The organism is Amycolatopsis thailandensis, from assembly GCF_042723255.1.
Lineage (GTDB): Bacteria > Actinomycetota > Actinomycetes > Mycobacteriales > Pseudonocardiaceae > Amycolatopsis > Amycolatopsis thailandensis.
In genome coordinates, this window is the sequence record NZ_JBHXJK010000026.1 from 52,926 (window position 1) to 72,862 (window position 19,937).

16 protein-coding genes are annotated in these 19,937 nt (G+C 69.0%); 13 read left to right on the forward strand and 3 right to left on the reverse strand.

Going from position 1 to position 19,937, the window contains the following annotated elements; all coding sequences use genetic code 11:
- Positions 1-131: 131 nt before the first annotated feature.
- The 11 genes from ACFWMR_RS13200 to ACFWMR_RS13250 all read left to right on the forward strand — a co-directional run bounded on the left by ACFWMR_RS13200 (position 132) and on the right by ACFWMR_RS13250 (position 14,339).
- Positions 132-926: a TIGR03084 family metal-binding protein gene (locus ACFWMR_RS13200; RefSeq protein WP_378378516.1), complete on the forward strand. Its 795-nt coding sequence runs from the start codon at positions 132-134 to the stop codon at positions 924-926.
- Positions 923-2,617, forward strand: a complete 1,695-nt coding sequence (locus ACFWMR_RS13205; protein WP_378378517.1) for an acyclic terpene utilization AtuA family protein — start codon at positions 923-925, stop codon at positions 2,615-2,617. Before ACFWMR_RS13200 ends, ACFWMR_RS13205 begins: the two co-directional genes overlap by 4 nt.
- Positions 2,614-3,762 (forward strand): acyl-CoA dehydrogenase family protein, encoded by a 1,149-nt coding sequence (locus ACFWMR_RS13210; protein WP_378378518.1) that lies wholly within the window; start codon positions 2,614-2,616, stop codon positions 3,760-3,762. The genes ACFWMR_RS13205 and ACFWMR_RS13210 overlap by 4 nt, the downstream gene beginning before the upstream one ends.
- Positions 3,759-5,357 carry an acyl-CoA carboxylase subunit beta gene (locus tag ACFWMR_RS13215; protein WP_378378519.1) on the forward strand — a complete coding sequence of 533 codons (1,599 nt, stop codon included), beginning with the start codon at positions 3,759-3,761 and terminating at the stop codon, positions 5,355-5,357. The genes ACFWMR_RS13210 and ACFWMR_RS13215 overlap by 4 nt, the downstream gene beginning before the upstream one ends.
- A gap of 186 nt (positions 5,358-5,543) precedes the next feature.
- The gene (locus tag ACFWMR_RS13220; protein ID WP_378378520.1) at positions 5,544-7,496 is read left to right on the forward strand and encodes an ATP-binding protein; all 1,953 of its coding nucleotides are present in this window, start codon (positions 5,544-5,546) and stop codon (positions 7,494-7,496) included.
- Complete coding sequence (locus ACFWMR_RS13225) at positions 7,493-8,659, forward strand: acyl-CoA dehydrogenase family protein (RefSeq protein WP_378378521.1); 1,167 nt, start codon at positions 7,493-7,495, stop codon at positions 8,657-8,659. The genes ACFWMR_RS13220 and ACFWMR_RS13225 overlap by 4 nt, the downstream gene beginning before the upstream one ends.
- 36 nt (positions 8,660-8,695) lie before the next feature.
- On the forward strand, positions 8,696-9,337 hold the full coding sequence (locus ACFWMR_RS13230) for a TetR/AcrR family transcriptional regulator (RefSeq protein WP_093934155.1): 642 nt from the start codon (positions 8,696-8,698) through the stop codon (positions 9,335-9,337).
- 87 nt (positions 9,338-9,424) lie between these two features.
- The gene (locus ACFWMR_RS13235; RefSeq protein WP_093934156.1) at positions 9,425-9,694 is read left to right on the forward strand and encodes a hypothetical protein; all 270 of its coding nucleotides are present in this window, start codon (positions 9,425-9,427) and stop codon (positions 9,692-9,694) included.
- Between the two features lie 324 nt (positions 9,695-10,018).
- Complete coding sequence (locus ACFWMR_RS13240) at positions 10,019-10,543, forward strand: hypothetical protein (RefSeq protein WP_378378522.1); 525 nt, start codon at positions 10,019-10,021, stop codon at positions 10,541-10,543.
- A 204-nt stretch (positions 10,544-10,747) separates the two neighbouring features.
- Positions 10,748-12,751: a hypothetical protein gene (locus ACFWMR_RS13245; protein WP_378378523.1), complete on the forward strand. Its 2,004-nt coding sequence runs from the start codon at positions 10,748-10,750 to the stop codon at positions 12,749-12,751.
- 49 nt (positions 12,752-12,800) lie between these two features.
- A complete protein-coding gene (locus tag ACFWMR_RS13250; protein ID WP_378378524.1) occupies positions 12,801-14,339 on the forward strand; it encodes an amino acid ABC transporter substrate-binding protein in 1,539 nt (512 codons plus the stop codon).
- 119 nt (positions 14,340-14,458) lie between these two features.
- Here ACFWMR_RS13250 and ACFWMR_RS13255 read toward each other — a convergent pair whose 3' ends face one another.
- Complete coding sequence (locus ACFWMR_RS13255) at positions 14,459-15,409, reverse strand: chitinase (RefSeq protein WP_378280226.1); 951 nt, start codon at positions 15,407-15,409, stop codon at positions 14,459-14,461.
- 229 nt (positions 15,410-15,638) lie between these two features.
- Here ACFWMR_RS13255 and ACFWMR_RS13260 point away from each other — a divergent pair, with 229 nt between their 5' ends.
- Entirely contained in the window at positions 15,639-16,901 is a 1,263-nt protein-coding gene (locus ACFWMR_RS13260; RefSeq protein WP_244199660.1) for a GGDEF domain-containing protein, read from the forward strand.
- On the opposite strand, the gene ACFWMR_RS13265 is transcribed toward ACFWMR_RS13260, so the two are convergent.
- Positions 16,898-17,368: a nucleoside deaminase gene (locus ACFWMR_RS13265; RefSeq protein WP_378378525.1), complete on the reverse strand. Its 471-nt coding sequence runs from the start codon at positions 17,366-17,368 to the stop codon at positions 16,898-16,900. The genes ACFWMR_RS13260 and ACFWMR_RS13265 overlap by 4 nt on opposite strands.
- Before the next feature lie 118 nt (positions 17,369-17,486).
- Here ACFWMR_RS13265 and ACFWMR_RS13270 point away from each other — a divergent pair, with 118 nt between their 5' ends.
- On the forward strand, positions 17,487-18,446 hold the full coding sequence (locus ACFWMR_RS13270) for a helix-turn-helix transcriptional regulator (protein WP_378378526.1): 960 nt from the start codon (positions 17,487-17,489) through the stop codon (positions 18,444-18,446).
- Here ACFWMR_RS13270 and ACFWMR_RS13275 read toward each other — a convergent pair.
- Positions 18,405-19,790, reverse strand: a complete 1,386-nt coding sequence (locus ACFWMR_RS13275) for an MFS transporter (RefSeq protein ID WP_378378527.1) — start codon at positions 19,788-19,790, stop codon at positions 18,405-18,407. The genes ACFWMR_RS13270 and ACFWMR_RS13275 overlap by 42 nt on opposite strands.
- Positions 19,791-19,937: the final 147 nt, after the last annotated feature.

A 19,937-nucleotide genomic window follows, 5' to 3' on the forward strand; every position in this document is an offset into this window, starting at 1 on the left:
GTCACGCCATGTCACGCATTTAGTCCTCTGAATGCGGTTTGGGTCGGTGGGCGCAGGCGAGCAAAACAATCAGGCGTGCTTGATTTTTCTGGCGAGGGGTGCCAGCCTGAGGGGGACGCGAGGAGGCGGGCATGGCTGACCTGGGCGTGATCCTTGGGGATCTCGCGGCGGAATCGCAGGCCATCGACGACGTGGTGGCGGATCTGCCCGCGTCGGACTGGGCGCGGCAGACCCCGGCCGAAGGCTGGACGATCGCCCATCAGATCGCTCATCTGGCCTGGACCGACAAGAAGGCGCTGATCGCGGCGCGCGGCTCCGAGGCCGAGTGGCAGGCCGAGATCGAAGGACTCCTCGCGACCGGGGAGAGCTACGTCGACGACGGAGCGGCCGAGGGCGCGAAAACGCCGCCCCGTCAACTGCTGGCCGAGTGGCGCGCCGGTCGCGCGGAACTCGCCGAAGCACTCGCCGCGGTGCCCGACGGGCAGAAAATCCCCTGGTACGGGCCGCCGATGAGCGCCGCGTCCATGGTGACCGCGCGGCTCATGGAGACCTGGGCCCACGGTCAGGACATCTTCGACGCGCTCGGCGTCCCGCGCGAGAACTCGGCCAGGATCTGGCATATCGCCCGCTTCGGGACCCGCACCCGCGACTTCGCCTACAAGCTCAACTCGCTCGCCCCGCCCGCCGAGGAGTTCCGCGTCGAGCTGGCCGCGCCGGACGGCACCACCTGGGCGTTCGGGCCCGAGGACGCCGGGCAGCGGCTCACCGGGAGCGCGGTCGACTTCTGCCTCGTCATCACCCAGCGCCGCCATCCCGACGACACCGACCTGGTCGCCACCGGCGCCGACGTCGAGGAATGGCTCGGCATCGCGCAGGCCTTCGCCGGACCTCCCGGCGCGGGACGGCAGCCGGGTCAGTTCGCATGACCGCACCCATCAGGATCGGCAACGCGTCCGGGTTCTACGGTGACCGGTTCTCCGCCGTGCGCGAGATGCTCACCGGCGGCCCGCTCGACGTGCTGACCGGCGACTACCTGGCCGAGCTGACCATGCTCATCCTCGGCCGCGACCGGATGAAGGACCCGAACCGCGGCTACGCCAAGACGTTCCTCCGCCAGATGGAGGCGAACCTCGCGCTGGCCAAGGAAAAGGGCGTCAAGATCGTCGCCGACGCCGGTGGGCTCAACCCCGCCGGACTCGCGGACGCGCTCCGCGAACTGGCCACGAAACTCGGCGTCGACGTCGCCATCGCGCACGTCGAGGGCGACGACTTGATCCAGCGCGCCGAAGAACTCGGGTTCGGCAAGACGCTGACCGCCAACGCCTACCTCGGCGCGTGGGGGATCGCGGACTGCCTGAACGCGGGCGCCGACATCGTGGTGACCGGGCGCGTCACCGACGCTTCGGTGATCGTCGGGCCCGCGGCCGCGCACTTCGGCTGGGCGCGCGACGACTACGACGCGCTGGCGGGCGCTGTCGTGGCCGGGCACGTGATCGAATGCGGCACGCAGGCCACCGGCGGCAACTACGCCTTCTTCACCGAGCACGAGATCGGCGTCCCGGGCTTCCCGATCGCCGAGATCTCCGCCGACGGCTCCAGCGTGATCACCAAACACCCTGGCACCGGCGGCATCGTGAACGCCGGAACCGTTACCGCGCAACTGCTCTACGAAATCACCGGCGCTCGGTACGCCGGGCCGGACGTCACGACCCGGTTCGACACGCTGACCCTGGCCGAAGACGGTCCGGACCGCGTCCGGATCAGCGGCGTCACCGGCGAACCGCCACCGCCGACGCTCAAGGTGTGCCTGAACGGTCTCGGCGGCTTCCGCAACGAGACGACGTTCGTCCTCACCGGACTCGACATCGAAGCGAAAGCCGCGCTGGTCAAGGAACAACTCGAAGGCGCGCTCAAAGCCCGGCCGCCCGCCGACGTCAAGTGGACCCTCGCCCGCACCGAGCGTCCCGACGCCGAAACCGAACAGCAGGCGAGCGCGTTGCTGCACGTCGCGGTGAAGGACGCGGACCCGGAGGTCGCCGGACGCGCGTTCAGCGGAGCGGCGATCGAACTCGCGCTGGCGAGCTACCCCGGTTTCCACGTCACCGCGCCACCCGCGGCCGCGTCGCCCTACGGCGTCTACCGAGCCGCTTTCGTCGACGCGCGAGAGGTTCCGCATGTCGCCGTCCTGCCGGACGGAACGCGTCGTGACATCGCGCCCGCCGCCGAAACCCTCCCTCTGTCCGAAGTGGACAACGAAGCCCTGCCTGCCCCGTTCACGCAGGCCGAGGTCCGCCGGGCGCCACTCGGCAGGGTGATCGGCGCGCGCAGCGGCGACAAGGGCGGCAACGCGAACGTCGGCGTCTGGGCCCGGTCGGACGAGGCGTGGCGCTGGCTCGCGCACCGGCTCACCGTCACCGAGTTCAAACTGCTGCTCCCCGAGACCGCGGACCTCGAAGTCCGGCGGCATCTCCTGCCGAACCTGCGGGCGCTCAACTTCGTCGTCGAAGGCATCCTCGGCGAGGGCGTCGCGTCGCAGGCGCGGTTCGACCCGCAGGCGAAGGCGCTCGGGGAATGGCTGCGCTCCCGCGAGATCGACATCCCGGAGGCTCTCCTGTGACCGACCCCTTCTCCACGCCGGAACGCGTCGAGCTGCGCAAGACCGTCCGGCGGTTCGCCGAAGCCGAGATCCTGCCGTACCTCGACGAGTGGGAGCGCGAAGGCGAGCTGCCGCGCGACCTGCATCGCAAGGCCGGGGAACTCGGGCTCCTCGGTGTCGGCTTTCCCGAAGAGGTCGGCGGCGGAGGCGGCGACTACCTCGACGCCGTCGTCATCGCCGAAGAACTGCACTACGCGGGCGGTTCCGGCGGGCTCTTCGCCTCGCTGTTCACCTGCGGCATCGCCGTCCCGCACATCGCGGCGGCCGGCGATCCGGTGCAGATCGAGCGCTGGGTGCGGCCGACGCTGGAAGGTGCCAAGATCGGCTCGCTCGCGGTCACCGAACCCGACGGCGGCTCGGACGTCGCCGGGATCCGCACCACGGCCGTCCGCGAAGGCGACGAATACGTCATCAACGGCGCCAAGACCTTCATCACCTCGGGCTGTCGCGCCGACTTCGTGACCACGGTCGTCCGCACCGGCGAATCCGGCGCCCACGGCATCTCGCTGATCGTCGTCGAGCGGGGTACGCCGGGTTTCACCGTCTCGCGCAAGCTGGAGAAGATGGGCTGGCTCTGTTCGGACACCGCCGAGCTGTCCTATGCGGACGTCCGGGTGCCCGCGGAGAACCTGATCGGCGCGGAGAACAGCGGGTTCGCGCAGGTCGCCACGCAGTTCGTCACCGAGCGGGTCTCACTGGCGGTGCAGGGTTACGCGCACGCGCAGCGGGCGCTGGACTTGACGCTGGACTGGTGCCGCTTGCGGGAGACGTTCGGCCGTCCTCTGATCTCCCGGCAGCTGGTTCAGCACAAGCTCACCGAGATGGCCCGCAAGATCGACGTCGCCCGCGCCTACACCCGGCAGGTCGCGCAGCGGCACGTCGCGGGCGAAGAGGTCATCGCCGAAGCCTGTTTCGCGAAGAACACCGCCGTCGAGACCGCCGAATGGGTGGTCAACGAGGCCGTGCAGCTGCACGGCGGACTCGGCTACATGCGGGAGTCCGAAGTGGAGCGTCACTACCGTGACGTGCGCATCCTCGGCATCGGCGGCGGGACCAACGAGATCCTCACCGGCTTGGCCGCGAAGCGATTGGGATACACCGCATGAGCACGATCAGGTCCACAGTGGACTCGAAGAGCGAGGAGTTCGCGGCCAACCGCGAGTCCATGCTCGGCAAGCTCGCCGAGATCGACGGAGAGCAGGCCAAGGCGATCGCGGGTGGCGGCGAAAAGTACGTCACCCGGCATCGCAAACGCGGCAAGCTGCTCGCCCGCGAGCGGATCGAACTCCTCCTCGACGAGGACTCGCCGTTCCTGGAGCTCTCGCCGCTCGCGGCCTGGGGTTCGGACTATCAGGTCGGCGCCAGCGTGATCACCGGCATCGGCGTCGTCGAAGGCGTCGAATGCATGATCTCGGCGAGCGATCCCACGGTCAAAGGCGGGGCGAGCAACCCGTGGACGGCCAAGAAGAGCTATCGCGCCGCGGACATCGCCGCGCAGAACCGCCTGCCGGTGATCAACCTCGTCGAGTCCGGCGGTGCGGATCTGCCGACGCAGAAGGAGATCTTCATCCCCGGCGGCCGGATCTTCCGTGACATCACGCGGTCTTCGGCGGCGAAGGTGCCCACGATCGCGCTGGTGTTCGGCAACTCGACCGCGGGCGGCGCGTACCTGCCCGGCATGTCGGACTACGTCGTCATGGTCAAGGAACGCGCGAAGGTGTTCCTGGGCGGGCCGCCGCTGGTCAAGATGGCGACCGGTGAGGAGTCCGACGACGAATCGCTCGGCGGCGCCGAAATGCACGCCCGCACCTCGGGCCTCGCCGACTACCTCGCGGCCGACGAAGAGGACGCGATCCGGCTCGGCCGCAGCATCGTCAAACGACTCAACTGGACCAAACAGGGGCCGACGCCGAAGCCGGACTACGCCGAGCCGCTGTACTCCGCCGAAGACCTGCTCGGCATCGTGCCCACCGACCTCAAGGTGCCGTTCGACCCGCGCGAGGTGATCGCCAGGGTCGCCGACGGTTCGGACTTCGACGAGTTCAAACCCTTGTACGGCAGCAGCCTCGCCACCGGCTGGGCGAGCATCCACGGCTACCCGGTCGGCATCCTCGCCAACGCCCAAGGCGTGCTCTTCGGTGAGGAATCGCAGAAGGCGGCGCAGTTCATCCAGCTGGCCAACCAGATCGACACCCCGCTGGTCTTCCTGCACAACACCACCGGCTACATGGTCGGCAAGGAGTACGAGCAGAGCGGCATCATCAAGCACGGCGCGATGATGATCAACGCCGTGTCGAACTCGAAGGTCCCGCATCTGTCGGTGCTCATGGGCGCCTCGTACGGCGCCGGGCACTACGGCATGTGCGGCCGCGCGTACGACCCCCGCTTCCTGTTCGCCTGGCCCAGCGCGAAATCCGCGGTCATGGGGCCGCAGCAATTGGCTGGTGTGCTGTCGATCGTGGCCCGCGCCGCCGCCGCGTCGCGGGGCCAGGACTACAACGAGGACCACGACGCCGCCATGCGCGCCATGGTGGAGGGGCAGATCGAGGCGGAGTCGATGCCGATGTTCCTCTCCGGAATGCTCTACGACGACGGGATCATCGACCCCCGCGACACCCGCACGGTGCTCGGGCTCAGCCTGTCCGTGATCCACAATGGACCAGTGAAGGGCGCCGAGGGCTTCGGCGTCTTCAGGATGTGACGGGAGGCGGAGCAGACTTATGTCGCGTCAATCAAATGTAGGCAACGGCGCGCGCTCGGCCGAAGGCCCCGCTATCGGGGCGGCAGGGCGCTTGTCGACCGACAGCGCGGGTGCTAGGCGAAGTCGCGCCCTGGCGACCCGATCGCGGACGCGCGCGATCTCGCGTAAGGACAGTGAGGGGGCGGCATGATCGAGAAACTCCTGGTCGCCAACCGCGGCGAGATCGCCCGCCGCGTGTTCCGGACCTGCCGCGACGCCGGGATCGGCACGGTCGCGGTGTTCTCCGACGCGGACGCCGACGCGCCGCACACCGCCGAGGCGGACGTCGCCGTCCGGCTGCCGGGCAACGCGCCGTCCGACACCTATCTGCGCGCCGAACTGCTGATCAAGGCGGCCGTCGAGACCGGCGCCGACGCGATCCACCCCGGTTACGGGTTCCTGTCCGAGAACGCCGCGTTCGCCCGCGCCGTGATCGACGCGGGACTGACCTGGGTCGGGCCGCCGCCGGAGGCCATCGAGAGCATGGGCTCCAAGGTCGAGTCCAAGCGGATGATGGCCGACGCCGGTGTCCCGATCCTGTCCGAATTGGACCCGGCCGAGGTCACCGAGGCCGACCTTCCTTTGCTGGTCAAGGCTTCCGCCGGTGGTGGCGGGCGAGGGATGCGCGTGGTGCGCTCGCTCGGCGAACTCGCCGAGGCCGTCGAAGGGGCGAGCGCGGAGGCCGCGTCGGCGTTCGGCGACGCGACCGTGTTCTGCGAGCGGTACCTGGAGACCGGGCGGCACATCGAGGTCCAGGTGCTCGCCGACACCCACGGCACGGTGTGGGCGGTGGGGGAGCGGGAATGCTCGATCCAGCGCCGTCACCAGAAGGTCGTCGAAGAGGCGCCGTCGCCGTTCGTGGACGACACCATGCGGGAGGCGCTGTTCGAGGCCGCGCGCAAGGCCGCGCAGGCGATCGACTACGTCGGCGCCGGGACGGTCGAGTTCCTCGCCGGTCCGGACGGGCGGTTCTACTTCCTGGAGATGAACACCCGGCTTCAAGTCGAGCACCCCGTCACCGAGGCCACGACCGGACTCGACCTCGTCTCGCTGCAGCTGCGGATCGCGGAGGGCGAGCACCTGCCGATCGACGAGCCGGAGACGCGAGGCCACGCGATCGAGGTCCGGCTCTACGCCGAAGACCCGGCCGCGGGCTGGCAGCCGCAGAGCGGAACCCTGCACCGCTTCGAGCTTCCCGCCGCACAGCGGGAGTTCGAAGTCGGCCCGGGTGTCCGGCTCGACTCCGGTTTCGTCAGCGGGCAGACCGTCGGTGTGCACTACGACCCGATGCTCGCCAAGGTCATCGCGTTCGCCCCGGACCGCCGGAGCGCTGCACGGGCCTTGGCAGGGGCGCTGGCCGGCGCCGAGATCCACGGCGTGGTGACCAACCGCGACCTGCTGGTGAACGTGCTGCGCCACGAGGCTTTCCTCGCGGGCGAGACCGATACGGCGTTCTTCGACCGGCACGGTCTCGAAACGCTGGCCCGGCCACTGGCCACTGTGGACACTGTACGGATTTCAGCGCTGGCCGCCGCGTTGGCGGGTGCCGCGGTGAACCGGGCGGGCGCCCAGGTGCAGGGACGGCTGCCGAGCGGCTGGCGGAATGTTCGCTCGCAAGGGCAGCGCAAACGTTTTCGTCAAGGCGAAGACGAGATCGAGGTCGTCTACACGCTCACCCGTGACGGTCTGCGCGCGGACGGATTCGAAGGCGTCGAACTGGTTTCGGCCGAGTCCGGCAGTGTGATCCTGGAGGTTTCCGGGGTGCGGCGGAAGTTCGGTGTCGCCCGGTACGGCGACGCGGTGTACGTCGATTCGCCGGACGGCACCGTCGAACTGAATGTGGTGCCGAGGTACACCGATCCCGACGCGGCACTCGCCGCCGGTTCGCTCGTGGCGCCGATGCCGGGCACCGTCGTCCGGCTCGCGGTCGAGGCGGGCGACACGGTGAAGACCGGCGATCCGCTGCTGTGGCTGGAAGCGATGAAGATGGAACACCGGATCGCGGCGCCCGCCGACGGCGTCGTGACCGAACTCCCGGTGGTGGTCGGACAACAGGTCGAAGTGGGCACGATCCTCGCGGTGGTAGGAGACGACGAATGAACGCGATGAACTTCACCGAGCCGCAGGAGCGCGTCGCGCTGCGGGCCGCGGTCGCCGAACTGGGCAAGAAGTACGGGCACGAGTACTACGCCAAGCAGGCCCGTGCCGGGCTCAAGACCGAAGAACTGTGGGCCGAGGCCGGACGGCTGGGCTATCTCGGCGTGAACCTGCCCGAGGAGTACGGCGGCGGGGGAGCGGGCATCGCGGATCTCGCCGCGGTGCTGGAAGAACTCGCCGCGGCGGGCTGCCCGCTGCTGCTCATGGTCGTCTCGCCGGCGATCTGCGGCACGGTCATCTCGCGGTTCGGCACCGACGAGCAGAAGAAGCGCTGGCTGCCCGGCATCGCCGACGGCAGCAGGCGGATGGTCTTCGCGATCACCGAGCCGGACGCCGGGTCGAACTCGCACAAGATCACCACCACCGCGAAACGCGACGGCGGTGATTGGGTCCTCAGTGGACGGAAGGTCTACATCTCCGGGGTCGACGAAGCGGACGCCGTCCTGGTCGTCGGCCGCACCGAGGATTCGAAGACCGGCAAGCTCAAGCCCGCGCTGTTCATCGTCCCGACCGACGCGCCCGGCTTCGAGTACCAGCAGATCGACATGGACATCGTCTCGCCGGAGAAGCAGTTCGGCGTGTTCCTCGACGACGTCCACCTGCCCGCCGACGCGCTGGTCGGCGAGGAGGACGCGGCGATCGCGCAGTTGTTCGCCGGGCTCAACCCCGAACGCATCATGGGCGCGTCGTTCTCGCTCGGCATCGCGCGGTACGCGCTGGGCAAGGGCGTCGCCTACGCCAACGAACGCAAGGTGTGGGGCGCGCCGATCGGCACCCACCAGGGGCTCGCGCATCCGCTGGCCGAGATCAAGATCGAGCTGGAACTGGCCAAACTCATGACGCAGAAGGCGGCGTCGCTCTACGACTCCGGCGACGACTTCGGCGCGGGCGAGTCGGCGAACATGGCGAAGTACGCGGCCGCCGAGGTCGCCATCCGCGCCGTCGACCAGGCCGTGCAGACCCACGGCGGCAACGGCCTCGCCAGCGAATACGGGCTGGGCACGCTGGTCACGGCCGTCCGGCTGGGCCGGATCGCGCCGGTGAGCCGCGAGATGGTGCTCAACTTCGTCGGCCAGCACAGCCTGGGCCTGCCCAGGTCCTACTGAGGAGGCGTCCATGAGCACGCTCGACGAAGAGCGGCGATGATCCGCGAACCACAGCAGGAGCGAAGCCGGACGACTCGGCGGCGGCTGGTCGAGGCCGCCGTCGAGACGATCGGGGAGCTGGGCTGGAACGGGACCACAGTCGCGGTGATCGCCGAACGCGCCGGGGTCTCGCGTGGCGCCGCCCAGCACCACTTCCCGACCAGGGAGGACCTGGTCGCGGCCGCGGTCGAGCACGTCGGCGAGATCCAGATCGTGGAACTGCGCGCCCGCGCGGCCGAGCTGCCGTCCGGGCGGTCCAGGATCGAACGGGCCGTCGACATGGTGCTCAACCTCTACAGCGGGCCGATGTTCCGCGCCGCGCTCCATCTGTGGGTCGCGGCGTCGACCGATGAAGCCCTGCGCGCGACCCTCGTGCCGCTGGAAGCCCGGGTCGGCCGGGAGGCACACCGAGTGACCGTCGAACTGCTCGGCGTCGACGAGTCGCACCCCGGTGTCCGCGAGCTGGTCCAGGCCACTCTCGATCTTGCCCGCGGCCTGGGCCTGGCGAATCTGCTGACCGACGACACGAAGCGCCGCAAGCAGATCGTCGCCCAGTGGGCGCGGGTCCTGGAGCCCACACTGGCAGTGGCAAAAAGCCAGAAGATCGAACGGAACCTGGATAATCCCGAGAACGTCTGAGATCTTGTTAACACTGATGGAGCAGCGGCCGATAACACGGTGTAAGTGCTGCTGATTCGGGTAGCTGATCGAGAGAGGTCCAGTCCGGTGTCCGGTTCAGAGGTCGAACTGTCCCATCGAGCGATGGCGATGCTGCGAGCGGTCGCGGCCCGCCGTGCCGAGATGTCGTGCAGCTGCGAGCCCGACCTCTTCATCGACGGGTTCGCCTGTTGCGACCAGATGACCGCGCACGCCCTGGCCCACGGCGGCTACATCCGTCCCGCCGGGTCCACCGGGCTCTCCGCGGTGACCGGCCGGGTGCCCGCCGAGCTGACCGAGGCGGGCGAGGCCGCGATCGCGGTCACCGCCGCAGCCTGACCCACCCACGAGTCGTCCGCCCAGTCACGCGTGTTGTCCGGCTGATCACGTGTGTCGTCTCTCCAGTCACGTATCCGCGCCGTCCGAGTACGTGCGCATCATGGCGATCACCCGTGATCCGACGGACGGCACGTGTGATCGGATGGACGACACGCGTGATGGAACGGACGACACGCGATCGCGGTCACCGCTGCCGCGCGACCTTTCGCCGCACCGTCTGTCCGTAGTGGACGACGGCCGTTTACAAGCGCCTCCCGCGTTCCTAGGATCCACCCCGGGTTGAGGCCGCCGCGTCGATCGGCGGACCGGGGTTTGGAGGTGCCGATGGCACGGACGGCTCGCCGTGAAGCCGGTGGGGACGCCCTGAGCGAGTTGATGCGGGCGGCCGGAGCCGTACCGCGTCGCCCGGGACCGCGCGGGCCGAAGCACCGGGCTCCGATCGCCGTCGTCCCCGGTAGCGGGAGGCTCTGGCGGATTTCGGCGCTTTCGGCCGGTGGCGTCGTCGTCGGTGGCCTGCTCGCCGTACTGCTCACCCCGGCGGACCCGGCCGAAGTCACCCCTGGGATGCCGCTTCCGCCGCCGTCGCTGACCATCGCCCCGCAGGCGATCGAGGTCCCGGATGACGCTATGCCACCGCCCGTCCCGTCGGGACCGCCGGGCGGCAGTGTCGCACCCCCGCCGCCGATGACCGCGTCGCTGCACGGCTCGGAAACGCCGTCCCCCACGCCGACGCCGACACCTGGTGAACGGCCCGATCCGCGTGCCGGTCACCGTGACCACGATTGGTACTACGACTGGTATTACGGCGGATATCCCGGTGGCGGCCGCCGCCCGCAATGGGGCGGGTAGCGCCGATCGGGTGATCGACGGTATCGCTCACCGTCGAACGAAAATTACGATTCACACCAGATTTCGTCCTTTCGTGTCTGGTGTCATTATTCCTGACCCTCGGGCTCGGCCGGGTACCTACGATGGTTCGCACTCTCCATTCCCTCCCGGAGCACAGCTAGGGGCTGAACAGGAACAATGAGTGTGGACCGACATTCTCCCGCGGTGCAGCTCGCCCGGAGAATGCTGATCAACCGCGAGACGGGGAATCCGTCCCGTCGACAGCCGGTGACGCTGCTGCTCGGACCGGTGGGTTCGGGGAAGACCACGGCACTGGAAGCGATCCGTCGCGACCTGGGCTGGGGTGTGGTGCACGCCGGATTCGATTTCGGGCAAGGCGGCAGAGCGGGCACGATCGACGTGCTCACAAAACTGGCCTACGGATTGTCGAGTAAATGGCGAAATCGGCCGAAACCGCAGTTCGTTCGCTTCGCCATTGCGTTGATCGCGGTCCAGGCGGAGCTACCCGGCCGAAATCGTGACGAGGATCTGGCGCAACTGAGGTCGCTGATCAACAGCTTTCACGGAATCATCTGGACGCCGGCGCTCGACAAAGCGCTCGACACGCTGACCGAAACGGCGAAGGCGACCGGTCTCGTCGAACCTCCGTACGCGGATCTGTTCCGTCAGTCGTTCCCGCATCTGGTCCGGAACATCCGGCCGAGGCTCGGAAAGGCGCTGCGGTCGCTGGCCGACTTCCCCAACGCGGAGGGGCGGTCCCCGTTCGACGCGCTGCTCGAACTCAACCGGCTCGCCCACGGCAGCGCCCGTGACGGCAAGGCGGTCACCGAATGGCTGATGGCGGCCTTCCTCGGCGACGTCCGGGAGAGCCATCCACGGCTGGCCAGACCGGAGGAGAAAAGCCCCTGCGCCTGCGATGTCTCGCAGCAGCGCAGGCACTGGCACAACTGGGTGGTGGTCCTCGACGACGTCGACCACGCCGGCGGGACCGAGTTCCTCGCCGACCTGGTCGCCGCGCGGGAACGCTACGCCGTCCAGCATCCGAACGATCGCGACGCCCACGACGCGCTGCTGGTCATCGCGACCAGCGGTCGTTGGCACGACGAGTGGGGCACCGCCTGGCTGGCGCCGTGGAAACCCACGTCCGGCGCCCCGCCCGCCGTCCGGTCGATGGTGGACTGTGAGGAGGCCTCCTACGACGACTGGGCGAACCCGGGCAACGGCGCGCTCGATTCGCCCTACTACCCCGTCCGGATCTCGCCCCAGCCGATCGGGCGCATCGCGCGCGTCCTCGATTCCGGCGCGCGGACCCCGAAGGTCACGCTCGCGCACCGGGCGACCGGCGGACTGCCGTCGGCGGTCGAGCAACTCGCGGAACGCCTGCGGGCGAGCGATGTGCGCGAGGGCGACCGCGACCTGCTCACCACCGACCCTCGTGGCGGGCAGGATCCCTGCTACCGCAGGCTCACCGGGCTCGGGTTGACCGAGCACCTCGACGACGTCCAGCTCGACGACTTCGTGACCGCGGCCCCGTTCGCGACCGCGCCCTGGCTGATCCCGGACGCCGCGCAGAGCCGGATCGACCAGCCGCACGTCGGGCGGATCCTGACCGAGCTCCGCACCTCGTTGTGGGTGACGGCGAGGAACTCGGCGGGCACCACCGAGGACCAGGCCGCCCTGCATCCGTGGATCGCCGCGAATCTGGTGTCCGCGCTCGCCCGGCGGGGACACGGTGACGGGCCGACCTACACCGACCAGTTCACGGCCCTGCGCGACGATCCGGACACCGCGCAGGACCCGGTGCGCCTGGCCTACTGCAATCTCGCGCTGGGCGACATCGGTGAGGTGGTCACCTTCTTCGAGCGCGAGTTCAACCGGATCCCGCACGCGGAATGGATCGCGAAACTCGAGCTGGTCCTGAACGCGCCGGACGACCTGCCGCCCGAACGGGACCACGCGGAGCTGTACGACGAACTGGTGAACCTGGACAACGCGTGGTGTCCCACCGGCCGTTCCGAGATCCGGAACAACGTCGCCCGGCTCATCGCGGCGGGCCGGCTGACCGCCAGTCCCTTCGCCGTCCGCGGGCAGGCCCAGCACCAGGTGATCGCGAACGCCTTCGCCGCGCTGGCCACGACGTCGCACCAGCCCGACGTCGGCGCTCTCGTCTCGGCAAAAGAAGCCGCCCGTCGCGGCGAATTCCCCTGAACCTGAACGGAAACCCGTCATGTCCTGGCTCGATTCGTTGAGAACACGTATGTCCGAGGCCCGTGATCGCGCGGCGACCGGCCCGCCGGTGCGGCCCCGCGGCTGGGCGCGCCGCCATCGGGCGCTGCTGATCGTCGTCGTGGTCCTGCTGGCGGCCGCCGCGCTGACCGGCATCAGACCCTGGGAGTCCTGCGGCGCGGGGTTGCACGCGGTGGACGCGGACGAGGATTCGGTCGGCTCGTCGTACGTGTGCGTCGGACTGAACCTCGACTCCGGCCCGATGCGGGAAGACGATCCGCTCGGCCCGCTCGAAAAGCTCGTCAAGGGCCGCAACGACGCGGCGGGCGACAACTTCAGGACCATCGTGGTGCTGGAGAACCTGACGCCCGATCGGAAGGTCGACAGCCAGCCGTTCCCGTTCGTGCAGCGCGAGGTCCAGGGTGCGATCACCGCCGCTTGGCCGAAGAACGGGCCCGCGGGGTTCAAGCTGCTGCTGGCCAACTACGGGAGCAATGCCGACCATTGGCGCGTCGTCGCCGACGAGATCATCGCCGCGGCCGCCGCCCAGCGGGTCGTGGCGGTCACCGATGTCGGCGTCAGTTCGGAGAACAGCCGGGCCCTGGTGGCCGAACTGTCCGCGCGCGGCATCGCCACGATCGGCGCGACGGTCACCGCGGACAACATGAACACCGATCTGAAGGGCGCGCGGACCGAGAACTTCTTCCGGGTGGGCCCGACCAACACCGACGAGGCCCGCGCCGCGGCCGGGTACATCGCCACGCACGGTTTCCAGCGGGTGATGATGATCCAGGGCAACAGCAAGGAGGACACCTACGCGACCACGCTCGCCGAGGCTTTCAAGAGCTCGTCGAAGGTGCCGGTGCTCTTCACCAAGGCCTACACCCCCAAACCGCTCGCCGACACCTCACGTGAGGCGTATCTGCGGGGGCTGTTCAGGAGCTGGCACAACGACATCTGCGGAGCGAAACCCGACCTGATCTACTTCGCGGGCCGCGGGCTCGATCTCGGCGCCCTCGTGGCGGCGTTGGCGGGCGACGGCGCTTGCGAAGGGCTCGATTCCCTGACCGTGATGACCGGTGACGACGCGAGCACGCTCGCCGGGAACCCCTTGGAACTGAACAAGGACATCGGTGTCCGCCTTCGCTACACGGCGCTGGCCTATCCCGACCAGTGGGATATGTTCACCGCCGATCCGGCCTATCCGACGTACAAGAAGAACTACGACAACTTCGTCGCCGAATTCACCGGCACCCACGGTTTTCCCAAGGGGGAGCTGTGGGACGGCGCCGCGATGATCGAACACGACGCCGTCGCGGCGGCGGTCGAGGCCGCGACGCGGAACGTGTCGGCGGATCCGGTCTCGATGCCTGACATGGTGCGCACCATCGACTGCAACTCCGCGGTGCCCGGTGCCACCGGGTTCGTCGCGTTCGACCAGGTGACGGGGAACCAGCTCGACAAGGCGCTGCCGATACTGTCCATCGACGCGGACGGTTCGGTGCATCCGGTCGACCTCGTGTGGTCGCGGGGACGGCCGCTGGACACCAAACCGGACTGCGGTCGCTGAGGCTTCGGGCCGGTAAGCCGTGAAGGCCTCCTTCCCTACCTTGAGAGTAGGGAAGGAGGCCTTCACGTACTCCGCGAAAGGAGGATTCGCGAAGCGCTGACACCGGTGGGGAACGGAAGTCAGCCGGTGTAACCCGCCACGATCTTGGTGTAGTCGTACTTGCCCTGCGAGATCCCCGCGCAGTTGTTGCAGTCGCGGTTCACCGCCCAGAACGACAGCCGGGCGAGATGTTTGCTCGCCGCGTAGTCGCGGATCGCGCGGAAGTCGGCGACGCTGACGGTCTCGCCCGCCACGTCGGTCTTCCCGTTCATCGACGAGAGCCCGCTGCGCCGGTACGCCGCGTCGTCGCTCAGGCCGAAGGTGGACTTCACGACGTTCTTCAGCCCGTCCACCGCACTGCGGGTCTTGCCGGCCATGTCACCGCCGCTGGAGAAGTCGAACGGCATGACCGACCACGCGTCGACGCCCGCGCCGAGCACCTTCGACTGGTTGATCAGCCGCTTTCCGGTGGCGTTGGGGCCGCCGACCTCGGTCGGGATGGTGATGACCACGCGCAGGCCGGGGTTCTTCTGCTTCGTGATCTTGATGGCGTTCAGGATCCGGTCCTGGACGGTGTAGTTCTCGAATTCGTCGGTGTTCTCGATGTCGAGGTCGATCGCCTTGAGTTTGTAGGCGTCGATGACCTTCTGGTACGCCCCGGCGAGTGCCGCGGGGGTGGAGCACTTCGGGCCGAGCTTCGTGCCGGACCAGCCGCCGAACGACGGGATGACGTCGCCGCCCTTGGCCCGGATGTTGTTGATCATCGTGGCGTCGGAGCCGGTGAGCGAACGGCTGCCGTCCCATTTCGGGTTGCAGCCGCCGTCGGAGAGGATGAACGCGAGGGTGAAGGCCTTGACCCCGGTGGCGTTCATCGCGGCGATCGGGTCCGTCTGTCCCGACCACTGGTACAGATACGGCGAGGCGAGCACCGCGTCCGGGGCCGCCGAGGCGACGGGGGCGAGGCCGACGGCCGTGGCGAGAGCGGCGCCGACGGTGGTGGCCAGTGTTGCCCAGCGTCGTAGGGATTTCATAGGTCCTCCAACTGGTACGCGCGCGGTGAGGCGCGCAGGTGTGGAGCACCTCCGTCTTGACGCGGCGTATCAACCGGGAGGTCACTGTGTGCTCACTCACAGTGGACTAGACCATTGAGGACTGTCAAGAATTCACCAGGATTCCGGGCGGAAACGACCGACCTTAGTAGGGGGGTCATGACCCGGAAAGAGGATCGACACCACCGCCGGAACCGGCTACTTTGCCGAAATGGTGGGGGACTCCCTGATGGCGACCGGAAGCCGCGGCCGGAGAGACCGGCTCGCCGCGCCACGTCGACTGCTGGGGTCCTGGAGCCTGTGGGAACTACCCAGGCGGGGCCTCATCGGGTACCTGCTCCTCGTCGACGCCGCCGCCTTCGCCGCCACTGCCTATCTCTTCGTGTTGCGGCCGCCCGCGCCGTCGTCCTTGCTCCCGTTTTCCGCTCTGCTGGCCGGAATGATCCTCAGTTCCGAGCTTTCGCGGACCGTCGAGCGGTCCCGCGCCGACACCCGGCTCGGTGCCGGACTCGACTCCGCCTGGATCTTCGCGGGCGCGTTGCTGTTGCCGCCCGCGCCGGCCGCGGTCCTCGTCGTCGCTTCGGCGGGATACCGCTGGTTCCGGATCCGGCGTGGAATCCCGCATCGCCAGGTGTTCGCGGCATCCGCGACCATGTTGTCGGCGCTGGGTGCCTCGATCCTCCCGGTACTGCTGGGTGCGCCGCCGTTCGCCGACGCGACAAGGGATTTCGAAAGTTTCGCCCTGGTTTTCGCGACCGGGCTGGTTTTCTTGTCCGTCGACGCCGCGTTGGCCGCGCCGGCGGCGGAATTCGGGGCCGAGCCGTCGGGATTCGCTTTCGACGCGGCGATGGTCGCGTTCGGATTGCTGCTCGCGTGGTCGGCGGTGGACTGGCCGCTCGTCACCGTGGTACTCGCCGGGGCGCTCGTGGTGCTGCACCGGGCCGGGACGATGCGGGCTTTGCGCGGTCACGCGGATACGGACGCCGGGACCGGCCTGCTGACGGCGTCGTCCTGGATGGACGGTGCGCGCACCCAATTCGATCTGCTGCGCGGCCGTGGCGCCGATCTTTCGCTGCTGATGCTGGACCTCGACCATTTCGCCCGGCTCAACGACCGGCACGGCAGGCACGTCGGTGACGACGTCCTTCGCGCAGTGGCGGACACTTTGCGCGCGGAGGTCCGGGCGGCGGACCTGGTCGGCCGGTTCGGCGGCGAGGAATTCGTCGTCCTGCTGCCCGGCACGAGCAGGTTCGACGCGCACGCGATCGCCGAACGGATCCGGCAGCGGATAGCGTCGACGTTCGTCTCACTGGGTGGGACGTTCGCCGGGGCGACCGTCTCGATCGGGGTCTCGTCGCATCCCGCCGGCGGCGAGACGCTCGACAGGCTCGTCGGCGCGGCGGATCAGGCGCTGCGCGCGGCCAAGGCGGCCGGGCGCAACCGGACCGTCGTCTTCGAGACCGAGGAGCCCTAGGTCGTGCCCTCGGCCGGGACCCCGATGTCCTCGAACCACAGCTCCGGATGATCCCGGACGAACCCGGTCATCAGCGCGGTGCACGCCGGGTCGTCGAGCAGGGTGATCTCGACACCGTGCTCCTCGAGCCAGCCGTGCCCGCCCTCGAACGTGGCGGCCTCGCCGATGATCACCCGGCCGATGCCGAACTGGCGTACCAGCCCGCTGCAGTACCAGCAGGGGGAGAGGGTGGTGACCATGATGGTGTCCCGGTAGTGCGGCCGCCTGCCCGCGTTCCGGAACGCCGAGGTCTCGGCGTGCATCGACGGGTCGCCGTCCTGGACGCGGCGGTTGTGGCCGCGGCCGAGCAGGACGCCGTCGGTGTCGAAGAGCGCGGCACCGATCGGGACCCCGCCCTCGGCCTTGCCGAGTTCGGCCTCTTCGCGGGCGACGGACAGCAGATGCGCGGGATCGATCACGCGAGTCACCTTACGGCCTCGTGAGTGGCTAGGACGGTTCTAACCGTCCTAGCCACTCACGAGCACAATGCGGACCGGAACTGTCCTCGATCTCTGCCACACTCGTCCCCATGAAGCGAGCGAACCGATGACCACGGGCACGTCGGCACGGCTGCTGAGGCTGCTCTCCCTGCTCCAGGCGCGGCGTGACTGGCCGGGCGCGGACCTGGCGGACCGGCTTCAGGTGGACGTCCGCACGGTCCGGCGCGACGTCGAGCGGCTGCGGGAATTGGGCTACCCGGTGCACGCCACCCCCGGCGTCGCGGGCGGCTACCGGCTCGGTGCGGGGGCCGCGCTGCCGCCGCTGCTGCTGGACGACGACGAGGCCGTCGCGGTCGCCGTCGGGCTCCGCACGGCCGCGAACGGGACGGTCTCGGGGATCGAGGAGACCTCGGTCCGCGCGCTCACGAAACTGGAGCAGGTGCTGCCCGCCCGGCTGCGGCACCGGGTCGCGGCGCTGAACACCGCGATGATCCCGCTCGGCGGCGCCGGCCCGATCATCGACGCGGAGACGCTGACGGTCATCGCGTCCGCGTGCCGCGACCATCAGCGGCTCCGGTTCGGCTACAGCGGCTACAACGGCGACCTCAGCGAGCGCCGCGTCGAGCCGCTGCGCCTGGTGCACACCGGACGTCGCTGGTACCTCGTCGCGTTCGACCTCGACCGCGACGCTTGGCGGACCTTCCGCCTCGACCGGATCGACGGCGTCCCGGACACCAGTTTCCGCTTCACACCGAGGGAACCGCCCGCCGAAGACCTCGCAGCCTACGTTTCCCGCGGGATCACGTCGTCGCCGTATCCGTACCAGCTGGTGCTGCGGGTGCACGCCTCGGCGGAAGCGCTCGCCGAGCACGTGGCGCCGACCGTCGGGACGATCGAAGCCATCGACGAGCGCACCTGCCGGGTCAGGGTCGGCTCCAACGACCTTTCCGTGATGCCCTACTACCTCGCCCATTGGGACGTCGACTTCGTGGTGGAGGAGGCACCGGACGAGGTCAAGGATCGGCTAAGGCTGGTCGCCGACCGCTTCGCGCGAGCGGTCGAGTGAGTCCGAAGTGGACTGTGCGGCGCGTTTGGCGCGTTTGGCCAGCAGGCCGATCGAGCCGAGCGAGATCAGTGCCAGCACGATGATGTAGAGCGAGACCGACATCGAGGTCCCGGTGGATTCCAGCAGCAGCACCATGATGAACGGCGCGAGCCCGCCGCCGACGACCGCGCTGATCTGGTAGCCGAGAGACGCGCCGGTGTAGCGCATCTCGGCGGTGAACAGCTCCGCGAACAGTGCCGCCTGCGGGCCGTACATGATGCCGAGGAACAGCGACCCGACGAACGAGGCGACCACGAACAGTGGCAGCGAAGCCGTGTCGATCAGCAGGAACATCGGGATCGCCCAGAGCGCGACGCCCGCCGCGCCGAAGGTGTAGATCTTGAGCCTGCCGATCCGGTCGGACAGTTTCGCCGACAGCGGGATGATCGCCAGCTGCAGCGTGCTGATCAGCAGGGTCGCGACGAGCACGGTGGTCCGTGACATGCCCAGGTGACGGGTGGCGTAGTCGAGGACGCCGTTGAGCAGGATGTAGAAGGTGGCGGTGTTGACCATGAACGAACCGCCTGCCAGCAGGACGGTGCCTTTGTGGTGGCGCAGGACGTCGCGCAGCGGCGACTTGGCGCGGCCGCGTTCCTCGGCGGAGAGTTTCGCTTCCGCACGACGGTATTCCGGCGTCTCGTCGATCTTGACGTGCATGTACCAGGCCAGCCCGAGCACGAGGATGCCGACCAGGAACGGGATCCGCCACGCCCAGGTGAGGAAATCCGACGGCGGGGCGACCTGCGCGGCGATCAGGAACACGGTGTTCGCCAGCACCACGCCGATCGGGACGCCGAGCTGGACGAGGCTGCCGTAGAGCCCGCGTTTGCCGGGCGGCGCGTACTCGGTGGCGAGCAGCATCGCGCCACCCCACTGCGCGCCGACCGCGACACCCTGTACGAGTCGCAGCAGCACCAGGAGGATCGGTGCGGCGATGCCGATCGTGTCGTAGGTGGGAAGCACGCCGATCAGCGTGGTCGCCACGCCCATCACCGCGATCGCCAGCACCAGCACGGGTTTCCGGCCGCGTTTGTCGCCGAGGCTGCCCGCGATGATCCCGCCGAGCGGCCGGGCGAGGAACCCGACCGCGAAGGTGGCGAACGAGGCGAGGACGCCGGCCGCGGCGTTGGTGGTGGGGAAGAAGGTCTTCCCGAACACCAGGGCGGCCGCGATCCCGAAGACGAAGTAGTCGTACCACTCGACCGATGACGCGAGTGCCGCGGCGGTGGCGGCCCTGCGGCGCTGGGTCACGGTGATCGTCGGTTCAGATGCTGTTCCGGGGACGTTCGGTGCGCTCTCGGCCATCGGTGTGCCCTTCGCTCGGCGCTGCTGCGGCGGTGCGGTCCGGGCAAGTTAACAACCGCTTAGTATGTGGTCAACGTCTCAACGGGTAATTCTCGATACCGACCAGTTGGTATGTCACTCTGGTGGCGGTAGCGCCGACGGAGGTCG